Source organism: Candidatus Nitrosopumilus salarius BD31, from assembly GCF_000242875.2.
Taxonomy (GTDB): Archaea; Thermoproteota; Nitrososphaeria; order Nitrososphaerales; family Nitrosopumilaceae; genus Nitrosopumilus; species Nitrosopumilus salarius.
The window spans coordinates 31,829-57,292 of the sequence record NZ_AEXL02000075.1 but is presented as its reverse complement, the minus strand read 5'-3'; the positions used below and the strand labels follow the sequence as shown (position 1 = coordinate 57,292).

Genomic DNA, 25,464 nt, shown 5'->3' with positions numbered 1-25,464 from the left:
TCAAGAGACATGATTAATGATGATGCATATGTTCTTGCATCGAAGCTTCAGAATATTGTTTGACGAGTTCATCGTTTGAAAAGAATTTTTCAGATTCACCATGGAAAAATAATGTTCTATTTAGACAAGCTACATGATTTGCCAGTTGATTAACAGCATCCAAATCATGAGAAGACCAGATAATAGTAATTTTTTGTTTTGAATTTAATTCACGAAGAATACTGTAGAATAGTTCTATACTTTGTTGATCAATTCCTGTAACAGGTTCATCTAGAATCAAGATTTTCGGATTATTTACCAATGCTTTTGCAATAAAGACTCGCTGAAGTTGTCCTCCAGATAATTCACCTATTCTTCTCTTACGAAGTTCATGTATCCATAACTGTTGTAAAATTTCATCAATTTTTTTTTCATCAGATTCATTTCTTAATCCCATTCTTACTACATCGCTAACTGTAGCAGGAAAATTTTTTTCAAAAATTGGTTTTTGTGGTACATATCCAATTTCTTTAAGATAGTTTTTTGATTTTCTAATATCTTCACCAAAAAATTTGATAGTTCCTTCATACTTTGTATTTAGCCCCAGCATTGAATCAAACAAGGTAGATTTTCCGGCTCCGTTAGGTCCAATTATGCCTAAAAAGTCACCTTGATTGACTCCAAAACTGACATCATCTAGTGCTTTTACATCAGGGTATTGTACAGTTAGATTCTTGATTTCTACTATCAACATAATGCCTCTTTCAGATTTTCAAGATTTTGTGTCATTTTAGATATGTAAGTTTCATCAGATGAAACTTCCAATGGCGAGAGAATTAGAACTTTTCCTCCAATCTCATTTGCAATTATGTTAGATGTACGTGTATCAATATTTTCTTCACTGAAAATTACTTTAAGATCTAACTCTCTAGATGTTGAAATAATATTCTCAAGAGTTTTTGCAGTCACTTCTCCGTGTGAATCATTTGATGAGATAATTGTGTGTTGATTAAGATTATACTCATCTGCAAAATAAGAAAATGCATTATGAAAAGATACAAAATCATGATTACAACCAGATAATTCATCTCGAATTTTTGAATCAAGCGAATTTAATTTTTCTAGATATTTTGCTGCGTTAGATTGATAATATTGTTCATTTTTAGGATCTGATTGAGAAAACGCATCTGCAATGTTTTGTACTTGAATTTTTGCATAAACCGGGTTTAACCAAATATGTGGATCTGTAGATTTTTGAAAATGTTCATCATTAGAATTCATAGTTGGAATTCCAAGACTTGTATCAATTATTTTACCAGAGTAATTAGTTTCTTGTAAATTATTAACCCAATTTTCAAAACCAATTCCATTAATGATTATGAGATCAGACTTTTGCATTCTTTGTACATCTTTAATTGTTGGTTCCCAATCATGTGGTTCAACTCCAACTGGCAAAAGTAAAACAACATCGACTTTTTCTTGTCCAATATTTTTTGAGAATTCATACAGAGGATTAAATGAAGAAATGACTTGTAGTTTTGAGTTATCAATTGTTGTAAATCGTTGATCAGAATTAGTTCCATAAACTACAATCGAGCTTAACGGAATCACAGTAATTATAGCAATTATTGCAAGCTTTATCTGAAGATTCACGCTGCAATTCATGTCAGATTATTAATAAATTTATAAAATCTTAATAAGATTAGTTGCTAAACTTATAAGATAATTAATAACATTAGGCATATGCCAATAGTTTCTATTTCATTAAATGATGAAATTCTCTCAGAATTAGACAGGCTACAATCCTCAATGGGATTTTCTGGCAGGTCGGAGGCTATCAGGGCAGGAATAAGGGCATTTGTTTCTGAAGAAAAACAAAAGGCGGATTTATCTGGAAATATTCATGCAATTCTTTTGGTAGTACATAATGATGAGTTTGATCATGTTGTTTCTGGAATAACTCATAATTTCGAAGATTTGATTACGACACATTTGCACAGTAAAATTGAGAAAGAAAAATGTATGGAATTATTTCTAATTGATGGAGATGCTGAGAAGGTTTCTACAATGACAAAAGATTTTCAAACAAACAAAAACATGGATACTGTCAAACTAGTTACACTCTAGATATTTAACGAATTTTTTCTTGTTACAAAAATTATACTTGTTATTGAAATTACTAGTATCAGTAATGTAATAGCTCCAAATTCGGGTGCAACGACTAGTGCAAATTCAGTTTCTTGACCTGTATTTCGAATATTTTCAAATTTAATAATTGTAGGACCAGTTTGATCTTCTGCAAAAGTAAATTTCTCAAATTCTCCACCTACTTGTGCAGTTCCAGACACACGATGAATCTCTTTGCCATTTTGAATAATTACAATTGTATAATCAGAATTTCTTAGAGGCTCATTTGTTTTTCCATCTCTAATTGTAAAAATAAAATTTGTTGGAATTCCAGGTTCAACATTCAAAGGATCCCATGAAAGATTCACTTTAAAGTCCTCACTTTTGGTATATGCTTCTAGTGGAAAAGATGTATCCTCACTAGCTGATATTATAAATTTAATATTTTCAGGAAGTGGTTCATCAGATTTTTTCATTTGATTTTTTATAAATCGTAAATGATCTTGTAACAAGACAAGATGGATGATTCTTTCATCATCTTCTGTATAATCATCAACTGATACTGAGGATTTGAATAGTTCAACGCCATTTGCATATCCAGAATAACTAGGCGACAAAAATTCAATGAAATTTTTTGGGAAATGAGTTTCAATATGCACTACAGATACATGAGACATTTGTTTTTCACTCCAGTCAAAGGGCATTTCAAATGTAACTTGTTTAGCCTCAGAATCATATTTGAAATTAGAAATTGTGTCAAAATATGATTTTGAACGGAATTTCACATCATTGTTTTCAGAATCTTTTTGGATGAAAGAAACTGTCTCAATTATGCTCAAATCAGCATTATAGATGCCAGAATTTTCTATGATGTTTGTAGGTTCATCTATAGTTCTAATTTCAATCTCAAAATTGTACAAGCCACCTGAATTAAACAAAGGTCCAGTAATTTCAATTGGATTAGATTCAGTTCCATGCCAAGCTCCAAGTAGAGAGTCCTGCTCACCATTAATTGTAATGTCACTATCTTGGGTTGGCCTTATTGTAATTGGTAAAACACCATTTTCTGCAAAAAAGTAATTCCTGAAGATCATTTTATCATCATGAAACAAACCAATTAGAAATGTAACATTTTTTGCATTTTCTTTTGTTTTCTTTTCAGTTGCAGTTATTGTGATTTGTTCTTGATCATTTTCAAAAACCATTGGCATTTCTACTGAAACAGATAATTCTTTTCCTTGTACATCTATTGACGAAATTGTATCAATTCCTAGTCCATGACCAAAAACATTACTTGCTGGAAACAACAAGCATGATACCATAATTAAAATTCCAAATTCTGTAAATCTCATCAGTGTTTCTTTTCCATAAGGCCTATTTTACTGTCAGCAATTCCTCAACTTTTTTGATTAATTCATCCATTGTTCTTGCCTCAAGTATTGGTTGAAGTTCATTTGGATCCTTTGCACCAAGGGCAGATAATGAATAAACGTAATCTATGGTAGGTGTTTCTGTATTAAGATAGTATTGTTCTAAAACATGATCTAATGCATGTGGTTCAACAATTTGAGGTAATGCTTGTGAGATAATTTTCTTTTTCCATAGCTGAACCAATTTTTCCCATTTTTCATATGAAATGTTCTCATCTATTTCTGGAAGCATTTCAACTTCAGCTTGAATGTACATTTTCTCTCCAGTACCAATTTTCTCATGCATTTCGGATATTTCTTGATGTCCTTCTACTGAAAGAGGATCATAATTTGTAGGTTGAGGAATTGACGATGGGATTATTCTTTTAATTTTAAACGAGTTTCTTCCTATTGTTTCAATGTGAAGTTGTAATCCATCTAGACTAACATCCTCACATTTAGAAATTTTAGCGATAGTTCCTACCATTTTAGGCGAATTCCACCCATTAACAGAATTTGTTTCATCAATCAAACATACTCCAAATTGTCCATCTCCAAGCATACAATCATCAACTAGCTGTTTGTAACGAGGCTCAAATATTCGAAGAGGGAGCTCCTGTCTAGGAAACAATACCAAATCTAATGGAAAGATGGGAATAATTTTTGTTTCCGACATATAGTCATAGTTAATTCTCTCTAGATATATGGAATACGGATTTTTTAAAAATTAGAAATCATTCTCGTTTAGTGTCAAGCCTAACAAGGCAGCACGAGTATGTTTTCCATATTCAGCCTGTTCAAAATACTTTGCATTTTTTGTTTGATCAACTTCAGCTGAAATCTCATCAATTCTTGGAAGTGGATGTAAAATTATTGAATCATCTTTCATTTGTTTCAACAAATCTAATCCTACAACATAACTTCCTTTGACTTTGAGATATTCTTCTTCATCAGGAAATCTCTCTTTTTGTATTCTTGTAACATAAAGAACATCAAGTTCATCAATGTGATCTTCTATGTTTGTAGATTCAGTAAATTCCAATCGCTTTTTGATTTCATAAGTTGAATCTGATCTAATTCTAAGTGATTCTGGAGAAATTAAATGAACATCAACATCATAGTTTCCAAGTCCATACAGCAAAGAATAAACAGTTCGTCCATACTTTAAGTCACCTACAATACCAATCTTTAGACCATCAATCTTTTTCTTTTCTTTTTTAATTGTAAATAGATCCTGAATTGCCTGCGTAGGGTGTTCTTCTGTACCACTACCTGCATTGATTACAGGTTTTTCAGAAATTTCAGATGCAAATCTACTTGAACCATCTAAAGGATGACGTAAAACTAGAACATCAGAATAAATTGACATTATTCGTACAGTGTCAGCAAGACTTTCGCCTTTTTGAGTTGATGATGATGAGATATCAGAAATTCCTAATGAATTTCCACCAATTGATGCCATGGCAGATTCAAAACTTAGTCTAGTTCGCGTACTTGGTTCATAAAACAAATAACCTAACGTCTTGCCTTTACAAATTTCACGTCTTTCGGTTGGATTTAATTGAATAATTCTATCTGTTGAGGCAAAGATTTTTTCGAGTTTTTCTTTGTTAAAATCCTTAATTGAAATAACGTCTTTTTGATAGAACTCGTTCATTCTTTCAATAATATATACAGGTGACTATACAAAGTATTCTGATGGAACAGTCCGACCTGATGGTTCGACGAATTAAGGAAGGAACTGTAATTGACCATATTGATGAAGGTAAGGGTCTTCAGGTACTTAATGCACTAAGAATAGATGGCAAAGATGGTAGTCTAATTACTATTGCCTTGAATGTTCCCAGCGGGAAATTTAAGAAAAAAGACATTATCAAGGTAGAAAACAAGTTTCTAAAAGATGACGATACAAACAAGCTTGCAGTCATTGCTCCCAAAGCAACAATCAACATGATAAAAGAATACAAACTTGTGGAAAAGCGGAGGGTTTCATTACCAAATGAGATAGATAGAATATTTCGATGTTCTAATCCAGATTGCATCACAAACAGTACAGAATACATTGAATCAGTTATGGATGTGATCGATAAGGAAGGCAGAGTACTCAAGTGCAGATATTGTGCCAGAGTTTTAGATGTAAACAAGCTAAAATACAATTAAAAAAATCTAAAAATTTGAAAAAGATGATGTAAGGACTATTGTCCTAAGATGATAAACATCATAACTATACCGTAGATTGCGATTGATTCGACCATACCTACGAAGATGAACACCTTAGACTGTAAAGCTGGGTTCTCACTAATGACTGCAAGACCTGCTGCACCTACTTGACCAAGACCTATTCCTGCTCCTCCGGCTGCAATACCAAATGCTAAACCAGCACCGAGAAGTTTCATAGAGTCACCACTAGATGCAGAATCTTCTTGTGCAAATGCAATTCCAGTTGAACCTAGAATTGAAATTGCTGATGCTGCCAAAAGTAACATGACGATAGTTTTCATTTACGTTCAGACTCCATTGGGTCCATATTTAAATCATGATGAGATATGAGACTCAAATTCGATCTAGTGTTTTCTTTTTGAATGATTTCAGATCGTCTTTAATGGAATTTAGAAAATTATCATAATTTCCATCTAGTTCTTTCTTAGAGTTTTCAAGTAATTTTTTAATTTCTTCTTTTGCCATTATCCTCTATTTTCCATCTTTGCCTTGACTTTTTTTAACTTTGCGAATTCTTCTCTTTCTCTCTCTTCAAGTGTAGAAAGAATGAATCGAATATTATCTTTGTACTGAGGAATAATGACATTTTCAAGTGCGTTTAACAATTTTTGTGTCTTTTCTAATGCTTTTGCAAGACTAAAAATAGAATTTTCATATTCTGCTGCTTTACAAATTTTTGGCATTAATTCTTTGATTTGTTTTGCAGCTCTATCAATTGAAGAGTTTGTATCTGCAAATCCATATGGCATGGATTTTGTGTCCTTTTCTGTAACTGTGAGTGCGGGAATTTTCACATCAACAACCCTTCTAACATGAACTTCTACTTCCATAACTGGTGGAGTGGATTCTGCAACAGAATCAACAGTATTGGTTCCTAGCGCCAAATATGCTTCGTTAACTGATTTGTAAATGTCTTGTAAAGGATCCCAAATTCCACCTCTAGCTTTTGATGCTTCTTGAATCATCTCTTCAATATTTTTTAAGAGTACCTTACGTTTATCATCTAAAATTTGCTGAACCATTACGGCTATTTGACTGGATTTTTTATATTTGAAAAGTTCGATTTTTGTTGCTGCAACGTTTTGTCCAAATGACATTTAGTTACTCTTCCTTGTAATATTGTTCAACGTACTTGTCTTTGATTTTAGTAATCTCATTCTTTGGTAATTTTGAGACAATCTTCCACATAAGAGTAAGTGTTTCTTCAATAGTTCTGTTCTCATCAGTTGCTTGTGTAAGGAATTCTTTTTCAAATGTATCACCTACTTCCAAGTATTTGAGGTCAATTTCAGTTAATCCTGCTTTACCTACAATACCTGCTAGTGCTCTTACTTCTTGTGCTCTAGAATAAGCATCATAAACCTGATTAGAAACTTCACTATGATCTGCTCTAGTACTTCCTTCACCAATTCCATCTTTCATCAGTCTACTAAGACTCATCAAAATATTGATTGGCGGATAAACCCCTTGTCTGAATAAATCTCTACCAACTACAATTTGTCCCTCTGTAATGTAACCAGTAAGGTCAGGTATTGGGTGAGTAATATCATCAGATGGCATTGATAAAATTGGAACTTGTGTAACACTTCCTTTTCTTCCATTGAGTTTTCCTGCTCTTTCATAAAGTGTTGAAAGGTCAGTGTAAAGATAACCAGGATATCCTTTTCTTCCAGGAACTTCTTCTCTTGCTGCACTAATCTCTCTTAGTGCTTCAGCATAGTTTGTCATATCAGTAATTACAACTAGAACGTGCATTCCTAAATCAAATGCCAAATATTCTGCTACAGTTAAAGCTACACGAGGAGTAATGATTCTTTCAATTGCAGGATCATCTGCAGTATTTAGAAATAGAACACTTCTTTTTAGTGCGCCAGACTCTTCAAGACTTCGTCTGAAATATTCTGCTTCACTGTATTGCACACCAATTGCGGCAAAGACTACAGCAAAGTCATCAGATGTTCCAACAACACTTGCTTGTCTTGCAATTTGGGCTGCTAATAGATTGTGAGACATACCAGAACCAGAAAAGATTGGAAGTTTTTGTCCTCTAACTAGAGTCATCAACCCATCAATTACAGATACACCAGTTTGAATGAAATCTTTTGGATATTCACGTTGTTCTGGATTCATTGGTTCTCCATTAATGTCTACAAATTTATCAGCAATTGGATCTGGGAGTCCATCTTTTGGTTTTCCTAATCCATCAAATACTCTACCAAGTACTTCTTTTGATACTGGCATTTCCATTACTTTACCTACAAATTTTGCTTTAGTTCCAGAGATTGATAATCCAGTTGTTCCCTCAAAGACTTGAACAATTGCTTTGCCGTTTCCTACTTCGAGAACTTTACCTAATCTTCTTTCGCCTTCAGTAGTTTCAATTTCAACGAGTTCATCAAATGCTGCGTTTTCAACATCATCTACAACAACTAGAGGGCCTTTAATTTCTGCAATCTTACTATATTGAACTCCGCCTTCTGTTGTCAATTTGATACTTTCACTCCTGAAATTGATTTGAATTGTTCTTGCATATCTTTATCTAATTGATCAAGTTTTGGCATCTCATCATCTTTGACATCCATTCTTGCTTTAAGCAAACTGCTCACTACACCTAGTTCACGGATATCAGATAATGATGCACCTTCTTTGAGTGCTTGTTGTCCCTTATTGTAAAAGTCAACACATAATTTCATTAATTTGAATTGTTTTTCTGGACTACAATAAGTATCAACATCATCAAAGGAGTTTTGTTGTAACAAAGCAATTTTTACCATTCTTGCAACTTCAAGAATTAATTTTTCTTCATCAGGTAATGCTTCAGGACCTAAGAGTCTGACAATTTCTTTTAGTGTATCTTCTCTTTGTAAAATACCATAAGTTTCACTTCTAATTTTAAACCAATCCTCACTAATGTTTTCACTCCACCATTTTGCAATATCTGCAAGATAACCAGAATAGCTGTTCATCCAGTTAATTGATGGGTAATGTCTAGAGTATGCAAGTTTTGCATCCAAAGCCCAGAAAGTTTTGATAAATCTCATTGTGTGAGTTGTAACTGGTTCGGTAAAGTCACCACCTGATGGAGATACAGCACCAATCAAAGTAACTGAACCGTCACGGTCTGGGCTACCGGTTGCTTTAACACGACCTGCTCTTTCATAAAATTCTGCTAATCTAGATGCAAGATATGATGGATAACCTTCTTCTGCAGGCATTTCTTCTAATCTACCACTCATTTCTCTAAGTGATTCAGCCCATCTACTTGTAGAATCTGCTACAAGGACAACGTCTTTACCCATATCTCTGTAATATTCTGCAATTGTAACACCAGTGTAGATACTTGCTTCTCTTGCTGCTACTGGCATGTTACTAGTATTTGCTACAAGAACAGTTCTATCCATTAATGGTTTTCCACTACGTGGATCTTTAAGATGTGGGAATTCAACTAATACTTCAGTCATTTCATTTCCTCTTTCACCACAACCAATGTAAACAACAACTTGAGAATCAGCCCATTTTGCAATTTGATGTAATGTTACAGTTTTTCCTGTTCCAAATGCTCCAGGGATTGAACCAGTTCCTCCTTTTGCAATTGGGAAGAATGTGTCAATAACACGTTGTCCTGTTAAGAGTGGAACAGTTGGATCGTATCTCTTATTGTAAGGACGTGGTTTTCGTACAGGCCATTTGTGATACATTTTGAGTGGAAGAGATTGTCCATCTTTCTCAACAGTAGCTAGTACAGTTTCTAAATCATAATCTCCTTCAGATACAAGGTTTGAGATAACTCCACCAGGATGATCTGGTGGAACCATAATAGAGTGTTCAATAAGATCAGTTTCTTGGACAGTTCCAAGAACGAATCCAGGATGAACTACATCACCATTACTTATTGTTGGAACAAAGTGATATTTTTTTGTCATATCAACAGCAGTAGTTGTGATACCTCTTCCAATGAAAGAACCAGATGCTTTTGATAATTCTCTTAGTGGTCTTTGAATTCCATCATAAAGTTGTCCAATAATTCCAGGACCTAACAATACACTAAGGGGGTTTCCAGTACCAATTACAGGCTCACCTGGTTTAAGACCACTTGTTGATTCGTATACTTGAATAAATGCTACATCTCCGGTAAGTCGAATTACCTCACCTACTAATTTTGAATTTCCTACAGTTACAGTTTCATACATTTTGGCATCAGACATGCCATCTGCTTTTACAGCTGGACCGCTTACCCAAACAATTCTACCTTGAGCTGCCATCTTCTAATTTCCTACTCCGAATTTTGCTGCAATTTCTTTCCTTATTAAAGGCTTCAGACGTTCAATTCTTGCATCGATCGTATTATCAAATGTCATTGCACCGTCTTTGGATTTTACTTTAATTCCTCCAAGGCAATTGATTGTCTCAGATGATAGTTCAGCTCCTGAAAATTGAGATAAAGCAGATTGGACAATATCTTTGTCTTTTGTATTTGTAGAAATTGAAATTTCTGAAGTACCTAAAATTTGAATAGCCTCTTCAATCAAAGTCTTAATGAGATTTGAATAATCACCACTACGATCAGCATTTGCAATTTGGTCTAATGCTGTAGAAAATACTCTGTCAACAGCCTCTTCTAATGCTAAAAGTTGTTTATTTCTGGCTTCAATGTCTGAACTTCCTGTGATCTGTTTTTCAATCTTATCTGCCTCTTTTTTGGCATCAGAAATAATTTTATCATATTCACTGTCTAATTTTGGAATAGCATCATCCAGGTTTTGTTGTGAATCATCAAGTGCTGATTTTATGTTGGAAACAATATTTTTTTCAGTATTTGTTAGAATTTTGTCAATTGTACTTTCTAATGCAGAATTAGATGTCAATGGGTGCAGTTGACCCATAATGGATTTTAATGTTTGGGATGAGAATCAGAAAGATATTAAACTCAATAAAAATACCCAAAATTTGTCTTGGGAACAGCCGATCTAAAATTAGGAACCGTAATTTTACCAAGAAGTGACTCTCCAAAAGCAATTTCGAGATTAACCGAGTTTGAGTGGTATCACAAAATTGATTCTGCTAGTGATCTGGTAACTCCTGAAATTGATGATCTTCTACTAAAAGCACAACAAACTTTTCAGTCAATAGATGATGTGGTCAAAGGAATGGGGATTCCTTTAGAGGTAGGAATTATGGAGATATTATTCAAAGGAACTGTTATCAAGAAAAAAGATTTTGAAATTAATGAAATTGAAGAGATGGTAGAGCAATTAAGAAAAGAAGCTCCTTCCATTATTGATGAGCCAGCAAAATTATTACAAGATGATGCTGATACTAGACTTTCAATTGAAGATTACAAGGCACTCAAAGATACCTTAGAAGTAATTAGAAAAATGAAGATAGATCTTTCTGGATTTGGGTTAATGAGATATTTTTTCACAAATCTCTTTGTAATTGATTCTGCAGACTTTGATGAGATTAGTCGTTCACTTGAGAAGGTTACAATTTACAAATATGATTTAGAAAGCAAAGAAAAATCAGCAATTTTGGTTATTTCAGATACTGAAGATTCTGAGAAAGTTCTAAAAATATTAAGGAGTTTTAATTCAACCACTTTTAAAATTCCAGAAGGATTTCCACAAATCCCAAGTGAAGCTTATGCACTTGCAGAAACAAAGATCAAAGAATTAACTGAAAAACAAGCAGCAATCAAAAAACAATTATCCGGATTAACAAAGAAGATCAGACGAGATATTCTCTCCATTCATGAAAAAGCTCAAGTTGCAAAAGATGTACTTGAGACTTTAAGAAAACCTGGAGGAACAAAGAATTTTGCAGTCATTCAGGGATTTATTCCAGAAAAAATGGAATCTAAATTTACTGACGTAACAAAACAATGGATGTCAATTGTAGAAGACATAACGGATCCTAAATTAAAAGATGAGATTCCAACATTATTTGACAATAAAAAATTCGTTAAAACTTTTGAAGTAATTACAAAAAGTCAGGGAATTCCAAAATCTGGAGAACCAGATCCAACACCTATGATTGCTTTGATGTGGCCAATCTTTTATGGATTGATGTTTGCAGACATGGGTCACGGACTATTACTAATGGCATTAGGTTTACTATTCAAATTCAAAGGACAGGGAGAACTTTCCAGATGGGGAATGCTCATTGCAATTTCTGGAGCCTCAGCAGCTATAGCTGGTGTAGGTGCAGGAGAAGCGTTTGGATATCATCTTGAACATATGGGTCCATTTGAAGGGTTGTTGGAAGAAGGCGGAGCACTTTATTCAGTAAGTTGGATAGTAGGTATTCTTAGTGTTGCAGAATTAACATTTGAACAAGTAATTAACATTCTCAAAGTTTCATTATTCATTGGAATTGTGCATCTAGTTTGGGCAATGACTTTACGTGTTATCAGACTATTAAAAGAAGGTCATAAGCTAGTAGTGTTTACCGAAGCAATTCCAAACATCGCACTTTATGGTGGCATTGTAGTTGTAATGATGTGCGCTATTGGTTCTCAATATGATGTAATGAACATGTATTCCAAAGTTCACACCGAAGCAGTTCCTTGGGTTACTATGTTCCTTGGAGATTGGGCACAAGTTTGGATCATCACAAGGATTGCAGTTGTAATTGTAATTGCATCAATGGTCATAATGATGGTGGGTGGTGTAATGCATGCAAAGAAACATCCAGAAGATGGAGCAGATCCTGCAAGTGTAATCATGGAGGTTTTGTTAGGAAAGACAGTTGAAAGTTTAGCACATACAATTAGTTATGCTCGACTTGGAATTATGTTGTTGGTACATGCGGCTTTGTTGTTGACAGTAAATAATGCATTTATTTCATTAGGAGGTTCTGAATCAGGTGGAGCAATGGCAATGATCATTGGAGGTAACTTGGGAATTATGATGATTGAAGGATTAATTGTGTATATCCAGTCTCTCAGATTGCATTTGTATGAATTCTTTACAAAATGGTATGTAGGTGGTGCACAACCATTTAGACAAATTAGACCAGAATTGATTTACAATCAATTCATTTGGAAGAAGAAATAAAAAAGAAAACTATTTTTCAACAGGAAGTTCCAGTCTATTACCCCATTCTCCCCAAGATCCTAGATAAACTCGAACATTTTTGAATCCAAGTTTTTTTAAAGCCAAAAATGTGTTTGCAGCTCTATATGCTCCCTGACAATAAGTCACAATTTCAGAATCTTTTGGAAGATTATACATTTGGGATAATTCATCGTCATTTTTCAAAGTCCCATCTTCATTGAGATTCTTGTTCCAATCAATATTGATTGCATTTGGTATATGACCAGACTGAGCAGCTCGAATTATACTTCCATCATACTCTCCGGGGGAGCGTGCATCAAGAATTGTTATTTTATCAATATTATCATTTATGTACTCAAATCCGGAAATAATTTTTGGGTTAATTTTTCCTGAAAACTTTGATGGTTTGAAACCATTAGGTTTTGTTTCAAGTGGGCGATTTTCTTTTTTCCATTTGGTAATTCCACCATCTAACATAGAGGTATTTTGATGTGAAAAATACATCAATATCCAAACTCCCCTAGCTGAAAGCATTCCAGAAACAGAATCATAAAAAACAACTTTCTTTTCTGGTGTTACTCCAAGAAATGAAAGTAAATGTTGTGTTTGATTATTGAAATTTTCAATTCCTTGTTTTGTTGTATCAATCCAATGAAAGGAAAATAGATCCAAATGTACTGCTCCTGGAATATGACCATCAGAATATTCTTTGAAGGAGCGAGTATCAGCTATAATGAGATTAGGATTGTTAAGAATTGAATCAAGTTCAGTTGTAGTGATTATCATGATTTAGATAAAATGATCAAATCTAAATTGATTTGGATTAAATAAAAAGAAGAAAAGAAAAGGGTATTTTCTATTCGTTTACGTATGCTCTTTCTCCGTGCTGTGCTAAATCGAGACCAATCTCCTCTTCTTTAGGAGTGACTCTGATTCCGCCAGGCCATACGGCATCCATTATTTTGAGGATTACAATTGTAACACCAAAGGCATAGCCTATTGATATTGCAGCACCAATGATGCTGATTGCTTGCTGTTCCATTCCTTCTGCAGTTCCAGTCCATGCACCGATACCGTCTCCAGTATCCCAAATGTGTGGACTAGCTAATGTACCAGTCAAAACTGCACCAGTAAGACCACCCATTCCGTGTACTCCCCATACATCTAATGCGTCATCCCATTTGCGTGCACTCTTGAATGCTATACATGCATAACAAATTGTACCAGCTGCAATACCGATTATAATCGAAGCCATTGGACCTACCCAACCTGAAGCTGGAGTGATTGCTACCAATCCTGCTACTGCACCTGATGCAGCTCCTACAACACTTGGTTTTCCTGTATGTGCCCATGACATCAAGACCCAAGTGACTGCAGCCATACCAGTTGCGGTATTTGTAACAGTCCATGCACTTACGGTAATGCCGTCTACCATTACTTCACTTCCTGCGTTGAAACCAAACCATCCAAACCAGAGTATTCCTGCTCCGAGGACTACCATTGGGATGTTATGTGGCTCCATTGGCACTTTACCATATCCAAGTCTTCTACCAAGGACTAAGGCTCCTGCCAATGCAGAGAATCCTGAAGTAATGTGTACTACAGTACCACCAGCAAAGTCTAATGCAAACGATGGAGACAAGTCAGGATCAATGTCGATTGCTCCTCCTCCTATGTAACCGCCGCCCCAGACCCAGTGTGCTACTGGATCGTAAACGAAGGTTGCCCATAAAAGAACAAACACAATCAAAGCACTGAATTTGATTCTGTCAATCAAACCACCAATAATTAGAAGTGGTGTGATTATTGCGAATGTTGCTTGGAACATTGCAAATAGTTGGTGAGGTACAGTTCCAGGCCAACCTTGACTACAAACATCTCCTTCAACCATTGCATTCATCTGGTAAGCTCCAGACCAAGTGTCTCCACAAGGACCTGCTTCACCTAATGGTGCATAGTGAGACACTTCATTAAATCCTGCATATTGAAGTGAACCCATGAACATGTTTGCATCAGAATCAATCGGACCAAATGCTAGTGAGTAACCCCATAGAACCCATTGTACTGACATTAGACCCATAATGATAAGGGTCATACCAAGTACGTTGACGATGTTCTTTGATCTGGCTAAGCCACCATAAAAGAAACCGACACCTGGGGACATGAAAAGTACTAATGATGTTGCAGTTAGCATCCATGCTGTATCACCTGTATCAATTTTACAAGGTAACATGTTGCCTTCGCCATCATCAAACCAACATTCGTTAGGATTTCCAGTGTATATTCCACTAGTTCCTTTAACGTATCCGTCCATTCCATCATCAATACTTTGTGCAAATGCCTGAGACATTGCACTTATTGACGTGATGGATACTGCGGCTACAAGTAATAGAGCATACTTGTAGTTCCTAGAATTCATTAAATTTATCGAAATTGGAAATTATTTAAGCATTGAAGACTATAAAGTCGGTAAAAAAGTAAATTATTATATTTTAGTATATTCTGATAGTAACATAATATATGAAAATCATGTTACAGGTGAACAAATGAAAATAAAATCAGAATCAAAATTAGCCATTTTTGATACATTCAAGACTAAAGGTGATGATTTAACTGGAGAAGCAAACAGACAACGGTCGATCATCACAATATTGGGTAGTAATGCAAATCCTGCAGAAAGAACAAGAACTGGAATTTCTCAAAAAATAGCAAAAAAACAAGGTATTGCTTGGAAGAATCTCTATTCGGGCATATTTCGTGATCTTGATGAGATTTTACTTCCCATGGAGATTGCAGAGGAGGATGGCAGATTGCCTCTAAAAAGAGGTCCAAAAGCCCTTCAAGAGAAAGGTATTCCATATTACCATTTGACAAAAAAAGGAATTTTGGTAGCTCTCTCAATTAATGATGATAAAAATAGAGAAAACTTGCTGAAAGAATTTTTTTCAAAGGCTGAGTCTGATGAAAAAGAATTCGAAGTAATTCTAACTAATCTGGCAAAAACTAGCCCTGTTTTCACGTACTCAATTTTCCAAAAGTATGTCAAGGCTTTCTGTGATAATAAAATCAAAGAATTACTTCCTTTCGATCTTTCAAAAATGAGGGATATTGCAGATGAATCACTAATAATTCAGAAAGAAATTCTTTCAGCCTTTGTAAAACTGCCAAAGCAAGAAAAAGAAGACGCCATTAAATTTTTAGATAAAATTACTTAAAATTCGTTCCCAAGAACAGATCGCCAAACATTAAAATCAGTTGGCTAATGAGATTGATCGAAATGGGCGGTTCTAAGAATGTCTATGCCTCAGTAAAAGCATATAGTAAAAGAGGTAAATTATTGACAAAGTCTGATTTTCAAACACTTGCTGAATCAAGAGATTTGGAAGAATTAATGACTAGAATCAAAAATACAGTTTATGCAGATGCCGTAGCAGATGTGCAAAAACCTTACACATCATTAAATATCGAATCAGCCCTAAGAAGTAAACTAGCAGACATTCATTACTCCATTGCAAAAACATCAGGAAATTCTGGTGTATTAGATGCATATTATATGAAATTTATTGTTTCAAATTTAAAACAGATTTTGAAAGGCAAGATATTAGGAAAAACACAAGAAGAGATTGAAGCTCATGTGAATCTTCATGCGGAGGAATTAATCAAACAAAGAGACATTGTAATCAAAGCACTAGTAGCTAAGGACTTTGAAGAAGCAGTTGCAAGTTTGAATTCGGTGGAATTTGGAGAAGAAATTGCAAAGGCTGCAACACTATACAATGAAAAAAAGAATATTCAAATTTTTGACACATACTTTGATAAAATTTTATATCAACATCTAGCTGGTGCGATGAAAAATTATTCAGACAAAGAGGCAACAAAAATAGTTTCAATGGATATTGACTTTTACAATATTTTAAGCGTAATTAGAGGAAAATTTTGGGGATTACAAGACGAGCAAATTCAGGATTTGATCATAGTAACAAGTCCACCTGCAAAAGAATTGCTTGGAAGAATGATGTCAGCTGCAACAGTTCGAGATGCATTTAACGAGCTATCCAGCACAAAATACAAAGATCTAGTACCACAAGTTGAAAATGAATTAGATGCTATTGCTGAATTTGAAAGAGCATTTGAGATGTCAATATACAACACATCACTTAGATCATTTACAAAGATGTTTAGCTTTGCAACAATTGTTGGAATCACTAAATTGACTTCATTTGAAATTAGAAATCTAGCAGCTATTGCTTTTGCAGTTGAGCAAAAGATACCAACTGAAACTACAATGTCAAAGTTAATCCTACCAGAAGAATAGGAATTTTATAATGTTTAATTTTCCAAAGAAAAAAACCCAAGTTTCCACCGAAGTCTTAATCAGATTTATCTGGGTCAGCTCATTTTTAGCCATGATTTTTGCCCTTCCTCCTTTAGGGATTTTCTTGGGAATTTATCTTTTAACTGGAGAGTTGATCCTTGGGGCAATAATTGGTTTTGGAGTTCATTTTGTTATTCTAGCTTTTTCAGGAAGGATTTCAAAAATAATAACTCAATTTATGAGCTAAGATATAAGACGTAATGCATAGAACTGATTTATCATGATGGGGGATAGAGACTTTCGAAGTATTATTCAAAATGCTATTGGCTCCATAGGGAAAGAACTAGAAATTGATATAGATTCAAAAGATATTCAAACTATTCATCTTCAAGAAGTTGTTCAATGCCTAAGACGTTCATACTATGACAGAATCGAGCCTCAAGAGATTGAAAGGAGGGGATTCAATGAACTTCTCTCAGGATTACTAAGGAAATTACAATATGGTAGCGAACCAAAAGAATTCCCTATAGATGGCATTAATCTAAAGGGCCAGGCAGATATGATAGTAGATGATTCTATTCTTCTATTTAGAGCAGCTGTAAATGAATTAGAAAGTCCTCAAGCAAATGACGTTTTGTATCTTAATGCATGTATGTGGATTTATGACAAATCAGATGGAGTTATTATTTACATTACAGGTGATAGGAAAGAAACCACATTTTCAATTACACGTAATAAGAAAATGTTTGAGGAGATAATTAGAAGAGTCAAAGTTCTAAATGATCTTCTCAAAGAACAAAAGACTCCCATCTTAGAACCATCAGTTGATTGCTCTGATTGTCAGTATTATGAAAGATGTTTTATGAAAAAGGTAAATACTAAACAAATGTCCCTTGCAGAAATGTTAGGATTAGGCAAGAAAGATTAGTTTAGATAAATGAAAAATATTGTAAAGGAAAAATTCCTTTGTTTAATCTAGTGGTTCCGGATGTCCTTTACCACGAAGAGCGAAACACACTACTGCTAGTGCAATTGCTACTCCTACTGTTGCGCCAAATGCGGCCATACCTGCTTCTGCCATTTGATAAAAAACAATCTTTCGACCTTTTATAACTTTGTCAATATTCTTCATCTAAAAACAAATTATCATAATTTTAGAATTTTATGATACACTACTAATTCATTTGGTGAATTCAAAATGAAGAACGTTTTCTTGTCCACTGGTCATAGAACTTAAGTTATAAAATACATCACCAGAAACTCTCCAAGATTGATTATCATCTTTAAGAATGGTCCATAATTCAGGAGTATTTTCAGAACCTTTCAATGTAATAGTGTCTTTTAGAATTATTGAGTTTTCACCAAGAAGAGTATAGTAATTTGATCCAAATTCAACCATTCCCTCCGGTCTACTACCTATTGATCCTCCTGAAATTTGTTCAGAATCCGAATAATCTGTTTCAAATAATTGATAATCCATTGTTTGAACAATAACAGCACGAGGATTTGGATTTGAAATTTTAAATGAAATATCGATTTTTGCTGTTCTTTCTGAAATGCTTTCAACAGAGAGATTCTCTAATTCAATTTGAAGAGGTTTAGCTTCTGGACTGCCTTCAATTTGAGTAGAATCTTCTTGTGAAGGAATAACTACTGTAGGTCCTACCAAAAGAATTCCTCCTAATATCATAGATAGTACTGCAACAGCAATACCAACAAAGATTTTAGGATTCATAATTTTGCATATTTTTTAGGCATCTTAAATGTTGAGATAGTTATTATATTATTGAGGGAAGAAAAAATTATGCAGTATTTTCAAGCAGTTCAACAAGGAAAGCAAAGAGCAAGTAAATCACAGATGAAGATGTTCGAAGTTGCTGGATTTGGAATGCTAACGTTGACAACTAAAAAAATCAATGGCGTATTCTATCCGGTAGGAGAAGAGGAATTCACCGCAGTGATTAGTTCTGCTGATGGACATGTAGCAGTAATTGTAGATAAAGATGGTTTTACAAAGGCTCAATCAAAAGCAATGGAAAAAGAAGAAGCCATATCAATTTTCAAAAAACTCCGAGAATCAGGAATTAACGAATATCCAGAAAAAGAGATTCAGATTTGGTCTGAGACAAGACCCACAATACAAAACGAAGTTTAAAAGAAGTTATTTTGAAGGAAGAATAATTTCGGTGCCCACATCTGCACCTTTAATGGCTTTTTCAATAATTTTGGGTTCTGCTTTTAGTATTCTCGTTTTGATTCTGGAACGTTCTATGATTTTTAGAGCAACAATATCCATCAAGTCATATCCTCCTGCCACAGAATCTTCGTGAACTAACATATTTTTCAAATTTTTAAGGTCAATTCTTTTGAATTTTTTGGCTTTTTTGAATTTGTTTGGATCCATATCGTAAACCCCATCTACATCTGTTGCATTAAGAAATTGCTCGGCATGTATTTTCTCAGCAATCAAAGCTGCTGTACCATTAGTACTTTGACCAGGATGTAAACCACCAGCTACTACAATTAATCCATCATCTACTGCATGTCTGACTTCTTGCAGAGTAGTCGGTGGGTGTGAATATGCCTTGGTTTTTAGTGCATAAATCAATAGTTTTGCATTTAACCTGGATATCTCAATTCCCAATTCATCTAGGGTAGATTCATCTGCTCCAGAAGATCTAGCATGTGAAATATAATGTCGTGCAATGTTTCCGCCACCTGCAATAACAATTGGTTGACAAATTTTACTAATTCTTACTAAAAATTCTGCATAGTCTTTTAGTACTTTGACATTATCCATAGCAAAAATTTTACCAGATAGTTTGATTACAATTCGTTTTTTCATTTTAGTTCACCTAGGATTGATTTTGCGGCAATTTCAACTTTTTTTCTGTTATTTTGATGAGTATAGATTCTAAGAATATTCATGAATCCAGAAATGGCTGAAACCACTGGAATTTCTGAAATAGGCATCTCTTTTGCAGAAGATTTTCCATTCTCGCTAGTAATCAAAATTATAGATTTAGACTCATTTTTAGATGGTGCAAGAGGAATAGACGGGGTAACAGAACTATCTACAAAAATTTCATTTTCAGCAATTTTTGATTTTTTAGAGATTTCATTTCTTAATTCATCAGTGCGTGTTTTTTTTAAGTTAGTTTGACTAGTCAATATTCGTTCATAAACACATTTTAGCAATTTTCTATCTTGATAGTCTTGTGCAAGTTGTCTTGCACGTTTTAATTTTGAAGATTCAGATGAGATCAAAGTTGATAAAACATATTCATCTGTAAGTTTAACAAATTCATTTAGATTAAAAGTTGTGAATCCAAATTCATCATCAGCTAATCTTAATGCTTCAATAAGCATTACTTCAGCTGCACGAACAGTTTTGTGAAAATATACTGCTTTGAACATTTGATATCTAGAATGCATCATAGATTCAAATGAATACAGTGCAGAACGTTCCAAGGCTAATTTCTTTTTATGGACATCAAGTGACTGTGTAATTCTTTTATGATCAATTTTAGCATGTTCAGCACCCGTAAAATAACCATCTCTAAGTAAATAATCCATCATGTCTGCACTAAGTGCACCTGAAACAATCTCATTCATATATTGAAATTTAGAATTCCCAAAAGCGATTCTTGTGATTAATTTTTTGTCAAAACTATTCTTTGATAAATTATCACCGATTTCAGAATTTAAAATTATTTCTTTACCAAAATCTTCATGTGATATTTTTTTTTCTTGGATTATTTCTTCAAATAAATGAGAAAATGGTCCATGACCTATATCATGCAAAAGACCAGCAAGTCGAAGTACTTCAATATCATCAGATTGTAAAATTCCTTTTTCATGTAATGCATGTCCTGCTTGACTTGCAATATGCATGACTCCTAGCGAATGTTCGAATCTTGTATGTTGAGCAGCAGGATATGTTAAATGAGCACCAGAAAGTTGTCTAATTCGTCTTAATCTCTGAAAAATTGGATTGTCAATTATTGATAACTCATGATCATAAACACGAATAAAATCATGTATTGGATCAATAATATCTAGATAAATTTTTTTCATAATCCTATTTTCTTTGAGAATATTTTCATGATCTCTTCGTGTACTTCTTCTTTAGATTTTGACGCATCGATTATTTTCCAATGTTTCTTTTTAGCAGTTGCACGATAAATTTTAGATATTTTTCTTAAAAATTCTTCATTTTTTTCAAACTTGTCTCGATTAGTTTTTTGTCTTTGAAATGATTCTTTTTGTGTGACATCAAGTAAAATTACAAGATCAGCCTTTGGGAGTCCAGCATCAAGATTCTCAAGCCAACTTTGTTTCATACCATTTGCAATTCCATAAATCAGATTGGAATGATAGTAACGATTCATTATCAATACAGAATTTTTATCTTGGGCTGCCAAAATTTCGTCAAGTTTTTCCCATCTATTCGCAGACAATAAACAATGAATTACTTGTGGGGGAAATTTTCTGTTTCCATCTAAATATTGCCTAATTTCTTTTCCTATTGGGGTTTTGTAGTCAGGAAAATGAAAGAGTTTGGTTTTGATCTTTCGTTTTTTAAGGGATTTTTCCAACATGGTTGATTGAGTTAGTTTCCCTGCTTGGTCACCACCTTCAATTACAATTATCATAAGTTATCAAAACAGAGAAATTAATTGATTAAAAATCTATCAAGATACTGACAAGTCTCTTATTAACACACACGCACAGACACCAGAGCACTGTCAGTAATTACAGAAACAGAAAAATCAATCAAGCCGATCTGAATATTTCACGCTTGAATATGTTAAAGAAACTTAGCTGAATGTCTAAATGATTTATAATCTGATACAGATTTATTCAAAATATCCAAAATAATGATTTCAAAATTAATTTTGTTACTGTTTTTGGGATTATTTGCTATTTCTATTACTCCTGCATATGCCCAACATCATTCTGGATCTCTTGCACCACCAATAGATTTTGATGGATTAAAAGTAGCACTGACCACAATTCTATCTCCAGAGGATTTCACATTTGGTGATTCTAAAAGTGCTAATTTATCAATTAGATTTTTTGATAGCAATACTAACGATAACATTTCAAGTGTGACATATAGAGTTCAGATATTTCATGAGAATTCTCTTGTTGCAAATGAGTATTTTTATGATGATGATGGAAACCTGGAATTGGAGATTAAACCTACATCGGGATGTCAAGATCAAAATCTTTGGAAATGTACTACCTATAATGGTGAAAAGCATGCAATTGCAGGAGCCTATTATGCAAGAGGTGAGTCATTACCAACAATTAAAGGTCCTGTTTTTGATAAAAGTGGACAATATAATATTCAAGTTTCCATTGTCGGTGCAACAAATCCAAAAACTATGACCACAAAAGATTTGCTCTTTGAAACCGTTTTGCATCTACCTGATAAACAAACATTTCCAGTTAAAATTGCAAATGCTCAAGAATTTCCAGTACATGTAAAATCTTACAATGATGAAATTTTAGATTTCAATTATGATGAATCATTAAAAAAAATTTCATATAAAATACCCTATAATTGGAATGAACATAAGCATGAATCAGGAATTAGCCAACTAGTATTTTTGGAAAAGGATTTCCAAGATTTCAAACAAGGGTATGACATTGATATTTTTGTAGAAGGGACTAAAATTCACGATGATTATTTCAATTTTGATGTTCTAAATCCTAATGAAAATATTATTCAGATTAATATTCCACATGAAGAACTAACATCAATCAAGAATGATAACGATCTAATAAATTTAGAAATTATATCTGGTGAACAAATTGATTATGAAAATCTTGATTTAATGTTTGAAAATGGTTTTTCAGCAAGAGTTTTCTGGGATTCCAAATTAACAACTGGCAAAGAAATTCCTCTTACGTTTTCTTTCTTTGATACTAATAACGACCCTGCAAAAGACCTTTTGTTTGCATATAGTATTTCTGATAAATATGGAAACGAAATTTCCGCAAATATTGGAACTTCTGAGAAGTATCTTGGTATATTAACTCCGTATGGAATTTATCAAGAATCTGTTTTTGTTCCAAATGATGGACAATATCTACTAAAAATTATTTTAACTGGTGATAACTCTAAAAACTTTGAAAAGTTTTTTACATCACAATCTAACCTTAGTTTCACTTCACAATCCCTAAAAATGGAAGAGGAAACTCCATTTGTTCCTTCTTGGATTAAAAACAATGCAGGGTGGTGGGCTGATGGAGTTGTGGGAGATGGAGAATTTGTTCAATCAATTCAATTTTTAATTAAAGAAAATATTATCCAAATTCCAATTACTGAAACACAATCGACAGCTTCTCAAGAAATTCCTTCTTGGATTAAAAACAATGCAGGGTGGTGGGCTGATGGATTAATTTCTGAAGGAGATTTTGTTAAAGGGATAGAATTTCTAGTTAGTCAAGGAATTATTAGATAATTTAATTAGAAATAATCTACGATCTGAATATTTTGTGCTGAATTATGTTGAATAAACTTGACACAATATCTCAATGATTATTTTTGAATTCAAGTATGTTAAACAAACTTCTGAATCCAGTAAAGTTGAGCCTCAAAACCACTGATTAAAAGATACGAAGTACTTATGAATCTCATACAGTCAGTTTGAGTGATTATGAATGCGGTAAACACATTATTTGTGATCAGCACAATAATGGTGCCTCTGTTGTTACTTTCGTTAAACTATGAATCTATTTCAGATTTTTACAATTATTCTGTCCCGTTAAACAAAGCCAAAATCATTCCAAACTTTCCTCTCACACCAAATGAATTTCAAGATGTACACGATGAAAAAGATTCCACTTGTTATACTACGTCAATGAATCATTACTGCTATGAAAGACCAAAGATACATGACAACCAAGATAGAGACCATCTTACTTCATTTATCACAGGAAATAACGGAATTAACGGCGAACTACACTTTGATAGAGTTGGTCTTGAAGGGGGAATCTTTACAATAAAGAACATGAATCTGGTTGATGAAAACACTGCACTGTTTACGTTTGCAGACAAGGATTACCGAGTTGGAAACAAAGACAGGACAGACTATGAAATAACTGACAAGTTTGAGTTTCATTCAATTATAGAAAAATATGATACGTTTATTGCCAAATGTAATAATTATGATGGAACCTCAGTAACCATAGTGCAATATCTGGGAGTTGACACAATAGATGGAATTGATTATTTTTTAACGTGGCACACACTTGCAAATTTTGAGCAGGGGGTAACTTGTGACTATCCTCAAATCATTCAGCATAGTCTTGGACATAACTTTGGAATTTGATTAAAAAATGAAAACTAGACTTTTGATAATTTTTGGAGTTTTAATAATTGCAATCACCTGCACATTTGTCTTAAATTATTATGTTGATGAAGAAATTAAAGCCCAAAAGTTTAGCGCCGAACAAATTGACAGAATTTTCAAGCGTTGTGATTATCAGAAAATGATGGATGATAGAAACTGGATTGGTCTTGATGGAAACAAGATAACTGATCATCAACCGTTAATGATATGGAACAATTCCACTCACCACCTTGATAATAATTCATGTGCGTATCAAACCATTGAAAAATATGAATCGGATTCTATTCTAAGGGATGCCTTGGATAGGTGCTGGACTGGAAACGGCAAATTTGTTGATGATAATTTTACGTTATGGCACAATGACACTCATTACATAGACAAGGACACTTGTTTGATTACTGAGGCAACTCATTCTGGAATTAGTTTAGACCGTGATGTGTATTCACATCCTTTTGGCTTTTCTGAAGATGCCGAAGATTACAAAATAGATCCGATATACATAGAGAATCCCAATACCGGTGGACTGGTTTTAGATGTAGATTCGATGCAACAAGTTTTAAAAATTTTAGATTGGTGTCATCGAGACTCATTAGGACTTGGAGTTCTAGATATTGGTCTTTCTTTTAATAATGAAACTCATTATATTGATAATAATATTTGTGAGTGGCAGGAAATAAAATGAGAACTAGACTATGTGAAAAATGTGGAGCAGTTATGGAAAGACTCGATGTAGATTCACCAACAAATATGATTGGTTTTAGATGTCCAAATAGGAAAGATCATCCTTCAACGGAGTTAGAATAATCTCAATTTCACATCTATCTACGTCTCATTTTATCTCCAAAAAGGTAGGTGAATCTATGTAGGCTTGAATCTATAGTCACTCATTAAAAGAACTAGTCAATATTTCCTATGTTAAATTATAGTTCAAAAATGAAACTCTCAAATCTCATATTTAGCATAAAAAATAATTTTAAACTTGAATTCAAGTATGTTAA

General features: G+C 33.7%; 29 protein-coding genes. 12 read left to right on the top strand and 17 right to left on the bottom strand.

Annotation, left to right across the window (positions count from 1 at the left end; genetic code table 11):
* Positions 1-13 precede the first annotated feature (13 nt).
* On the bottom strand, positions 14-736 hold the full coding sequence (locus BD31_RS03610) for a metal ABC transporter ATP-binding protein (RefSeq protein ID WP_048097409.1): 723 nt from the start codon (positions 734-736) through the stop codon (positions 14-16).
* On the bottom strand, positions 727-1,632 hold the full coding sequence (locus BD31_RS03605) for a metal ABC transporter substrate-binding protein (protein ID WP_008298639.1): 906 nt from the start codon (positions 1,630-1,632) through the stop codon (positions 727-729). The genes BD31_RS03610 and BD31_RS03605 overlap by 10 nt, the downstream gene beginning before the upstream one ends.
* 90 nt (positions 1,633-1,722) lie before the next feature.
* On the opposite strand from BD31_RS03605, the gene BD31_RS03600 reads away from it, so the two are divergent.
* A complete protein-coding gene (locus tag BD31_RS03600; protein WP_008298576.1) occupies positions 1,723-2,106 on the top strand; it encodes a CopG family ribbon-helix-helix protein in 384 nt (127 codons plus the stop codon).
* On the opposite strand, the gene BD31_RS03595 is transcribed toward BD31_RS03600, so the two are convergent.
* From BD31_RS03595 to pyrB, 3 genes are read right to left on the bottom strand one after another with little or no spacing between them, the layout of a single operon-like run.
* On the bottom strand, positions 2,103-3,458 hold the full coding sequence (locus BD31_RS03595) for a PEFG-CTERM sorting domain-containing protein (RefSeq protein WP_008298707.1): 1,356 nt from the start codon (positions 3,456-3,458) through the stop codon (positions 2,103-2,105). The genes BD31_RS03600 and BD31_RS03595 overlap by 4 nt on opposite strands.
* A 22-nt stretch (positions 3,459-3,480) precedes the next feature.
* The gene (locus BD31_RS03590; RefSeq protein WP_048097408.1) at positions 3,481-4,191 is read right to left on the bottom strand and encodes an LON peptidase substrate-binding domain-containing protein; all 711 of its coding nucleotides are present in this window, start codon (positions 4,189-4,191) and stop codon (positions 3,481-3,483) included.
* 51 nt (positions 4,192-4,242) lie between these two features.
* On the bottom strand, positions 4,243-5,172 hold the full coding sequence (gene pyrB, locus BD31_RS03585; RefSeq protein ID WP_008298682.1) for an aspartate carbamoyltransferase: 930 nt from the start codon (positions 5,170-5,172) through the stop codon (positions 4,243-4,245).
* A gap of 41 nt (positions 5,173-5,213) precedes the next feature.
* On the opposite strand from pyrB, the gene pyrI reads away from it, so the two are divergent.
* Entirely contained in the window at positions 5,214-5,675 is a 462-nt protein-coding gene (gene pyrI, locus BD31_RS03580; RefSeq protein ID WP_008298645.1) for an aspartate carbamoyltransferase regulatory subunit, read from the top strand.
* A 35-nt stretch (positions 5,676-5,710) separates the two neighbouring features.
* On the opposite strand, the gene BD31_RS03575 is transcribed toward pyrI, so the two are convergent.
* The 6 genes from BD31_RS03575 to BD31_RS03555 form a co-directional block, all read right to left on the bottom strand.
* Positions 5,711-6,001 carry an ATP synthase subunit C gene (locus tag BD31_RS03575; protein ID WP_008298545.1) on the bottom strand — a complete coding sequence of 97 codons (291 nt, stop codon included), beginning with the start codon at positions 5,999-6,001 and terminating at the stop codon, positions 5,711-5,713.
* Between the two features lie 67 nt (positions 6,002-6,068).
* Positions 6,069-6,200 carry a hypothetical protein gene (locus BD31_RS11005; RefSeq protein WP_008298615.1) on the bottom strand — a complete coding sequence of 44 codons (132 nt, stop codon included), beginning with the start codon at positions 6,198-6,200 and terminating at the stop codon, positions 6,069-6,071.
* Positions 6,200-6,832 carry a V-type ATP synthase subunit D gene (locus tag BD31_RS03570; RefSeq protein ID WP_008298540.1) on the bottom strand — a complete coding sequence of 211 codons (633 nt, stop codon included), beginning with the start codon at positions 6,830-6,832 and terminating at the stop codon, positions 6,200-6,202. Before BD31_RS03570 ends, BD31_RS11005 begins: the two co-directional genes overlap by 1 nt.
* A 4-nt stretch (positions 6,833-6,836) precedes the next feature.
* Entirely contained in the window at positions 6,837-8,222 is a 1,386-nt protein-coding gene (locus BD31_RS03565) for a V-type ATP synthase subunit B (RefSeq protein WP_008298623.1), read from the bottom strand.
* Positions 8,219-9,997: a V-type ATP synthase subunit A gene (locus BD31_RS03560; RefSeq protein ID WP_008298571.1), complete on the bottom strand. Its 1,779-nt coding sequence runs from the start codon at positions 9,995-9,997 to the stop codon at positions 8,219-8,221. Before BD31_RS03560 ends, BD31_RS03565 begins: the two co-directional genes overlap by 4 nt.
* A 3-nt stretch (positions 9,998-10,000) precedes the next feature.
* On the bottom strand, positions 10,001-10,618 hold the full coding sequence (locus BD31_RS03555) for a V-type ATP synthase subunit E (protein WP_008298592.1): 618 nt from the start codon (positions 10,616-10,618) through the stop codon (positions 10,001-10,003).
* 69 nt (positions 10,619-10,687) lie between these two features.
* Between BD31_RS03555 and BD31_RS03550 the strand changes: the two genes are divergently transcribed.
* Positions 10,688-12,787 (top strand): V-type ATP synthase subunit I, encoded by a 2,100-nt coding sequence (locus BD31_RS03550; protein ID WP_008298559.1) that lies wholly within the window; start codon positions 10,688-10,690, stop codon positions 12,785-12,787.
* Positions 12,788-12,796: 9 nt separating this feature from the next.
* Here BD31_RS03550 and BD31_RS03545 read toward each other — a convergent pair whose 3' ends face one another.
* Both BD31_RS03545 and BD31_RS03540 read right to left on the bottom strand, forming a co-directional pair.
* Positions 12,797-13,573, bottom strand: a complete 777-nt coding sequence (locus BD31_RS03545) for a sulfurtransferase (protein WP_008298550.1) — start codon at positions 13,571-13,573, stop codon at positions 12,797-12,799.
* 70 nt (positions 13,574-13,643) lie between these two features.
* The gene (locus BD31_RS03540) at positions 13,644-15,206 is read right to left on the bottom strand and encodes an ammonium transporter (RefSeq protein ID WP_048097407.1); all 1,563 of its coding nucleotides are present in this window, start codon (positions 15,204-15,206) and stop codon (positions 13,644-13,646) included.
* Positions 15,207-15,333: 127 nt separating this feature from the next.
* Here BD31_RS03540 and BD31_RS03535 point away from each other — a divergent pair, with 127 nt between their 5' ends.
* From BD31_RS03535 to BD31_RS03520, 4 genes are all read left to right on the top strand, one after another.
* Positions 15,334-16,002, top strand: coding sequence for a hypothetical protein (locus BD31_RS03535; protein WP_008298597.1), 669 nt, complete (start codon positions 15,334-15,336; stop codon positions 16,000-16,002).
* 62 nt (positions 16,003-16,064) lie between these two features.
* Entirely contained in the window at positions 16,065-17,102 is a 1,038-nt protein-coding gene (locus tag BD31_RS03530; protein WP_008298698.1) for a V0D/AC39 family V-type ATPase subunit, read from the top strand.
* Positions 17,103-17,112: 10 nt separating this feature from the next.
* Complete coding sequence (locus tag BD31_RS03525) at positions 17,113-17,349, top strand: hypothetical protein (RefSeq protein WP_008298553.1); 237 nt, start codon at positions 17,113-17,115, stop codon at positions 17,347-17,349.
* 33 nt (positions 17,350-17,382) lie between these two features.
* Entirely contained in the window at positions 17,383-18,030 is a 648-nt protein-coding gene (locus BD31_RS03520) for a Dna2/Cas4 domain-containing protein (RefSeq protein WP_008298719.1), read from the top strand.
* 252 nt (positions 18,031-18,282) lie between these two features.
* Here BD31_RS03520 and BD31_RS03515 read toward each other — a convergent pair whose 3' ends face one another.
* Complete coding sequence (locus tag BD31_RS03515) at positions 18,283-18,837, bottom strand: hypothetical protein (protein ID WP_008298611.1); 555 nt, start codon at positions 18,835-18,837, stop codon at positions 18,283-18,285.
* A gap of 69 nt (positions 18,838-18,906) precedes the next feature.
* Here BD31_RS03515 and BD31_RS03510 point away from each other — a divergent pair, with 69 nt between their 5' ends.
* A complete protein-coding gene (locus BD31_RS03510; protein ID WP_048097415.1) occupies positions 18,907-19,257 on the top strand; it encodes a hypothetical protein in 351 nt (116 codons plus the stop codon).
* A gap of 6 nt (positions 19,258-19,263) precedes the next feature.
* On the opposite strand, the gene pyrH is transcribed toward BD31_RS03510, so the two are convergent.
* From pyrH to tmk, 3 genes are read right to left on the bottom strand one after another with little or no spacing between them, the layout of a single operon-like run.
* Positions 19,264-19,947, bottom strand: a complete 684-nt coding sequence (gene pyrH / locus BD31_RS03505) for a UMP kinase (RefSeq protein ID WP_008298625.1) — start codon at positions 19,945-19,947, stop codon at positions 19,264-19,266.
* Positions 19,944-21,179, bottom strand: coding sequence for an HD domain-containing protein (locus BD31_RS03500; RefSeq protein ID WP_008298641.1), 1,236 nt, complete (start codon positions 21,177-21,179; stop codon positions 19,944-19,946). The genes pyrH and BD31_RS03500 overlap by 4 nt, the downstream gene beginning before the upstream one ends.
* Positions 21,176-21,757 carry a dTMP kinase gene (gene tmk, locus BD31_RS03495; RefSeq protein ID WP_008298650.1) on the bottom strand — a complete coding sequence of 194 codons (582 nt, stop codon included), beginning with the start codon at positions 21,755-21,757 and terminating at the stop codon, positions 21,176-21,178. Before tmk ends, BD31_RS03500 begins: the two co-directional genes overlap by 4 nt.
* Before the next feature lie 225 nt (positions 21,758-21,982).
* On the opposite strand from tmk, the gene BD31_RS03490 reads away from it, so the two are divergent.
* The 4 genes from BD31_RS03490 (at position 21,983) to BD31_RS11000 (ending at position 25,270) form a co-directional block, all read left to right on the top strand.
* The gene (locus BD31_RS03490) at positions 21,983-23,575 is read left to right on the top strand and encodes a hypothetical protein (RefSeq protein ID WP_008298622.1); all 1,593 of its coding nucleotides are present in this window, start codon (positions 21,983-21,985) and stop codon (positions 23,573-23,575) included.
* A gap of 195 nt (positions 23,576-23,770) precedes the next feature.
* Positions 23,771-24,445 carry a hypothetical protein gene (locus BD31_RS03485; protein ID WP_008298555.1) on the top strand — a complete coding sequence of 225 codons (675 nt, stop codon included), beginning with the start codon at positions 23,771-23,773 and terminating at the stop codon, positions 24,443-24,445.
* Between the two features lie 7 nt (positions 24,446-24,452).
* Positions 24,453-25,148 carry a hypothetical protein gene (locus BD31_RS03480; RefSeq protein ID WP_008298708.1) on the top strand — a complete coding sequence of 232 codons (696 nt, stop codon included), beginning with the start codon at positions 24,453-24,455 and terminating at the stop codon, positions 25,146-25,148.
* The gene (locus BD31_RS11000) at positions 25,145-25,270 is read left to right on the top strand and encodes a hypothetical protein (protein WP_008298691.1); all 126 of its coding nucleotides are present in this window, start codon (positions 25,145-25,147) and stop codon (positions 25,268-25,270) included. The genes BD31_RS03480 and BD31_RS11000 overlap by 4 nt, the downstream gene beginning before the upstream one ends.
* The last annotated feature ends 194 nt before the right edge of the window (positions 25,271-25,464 follow it).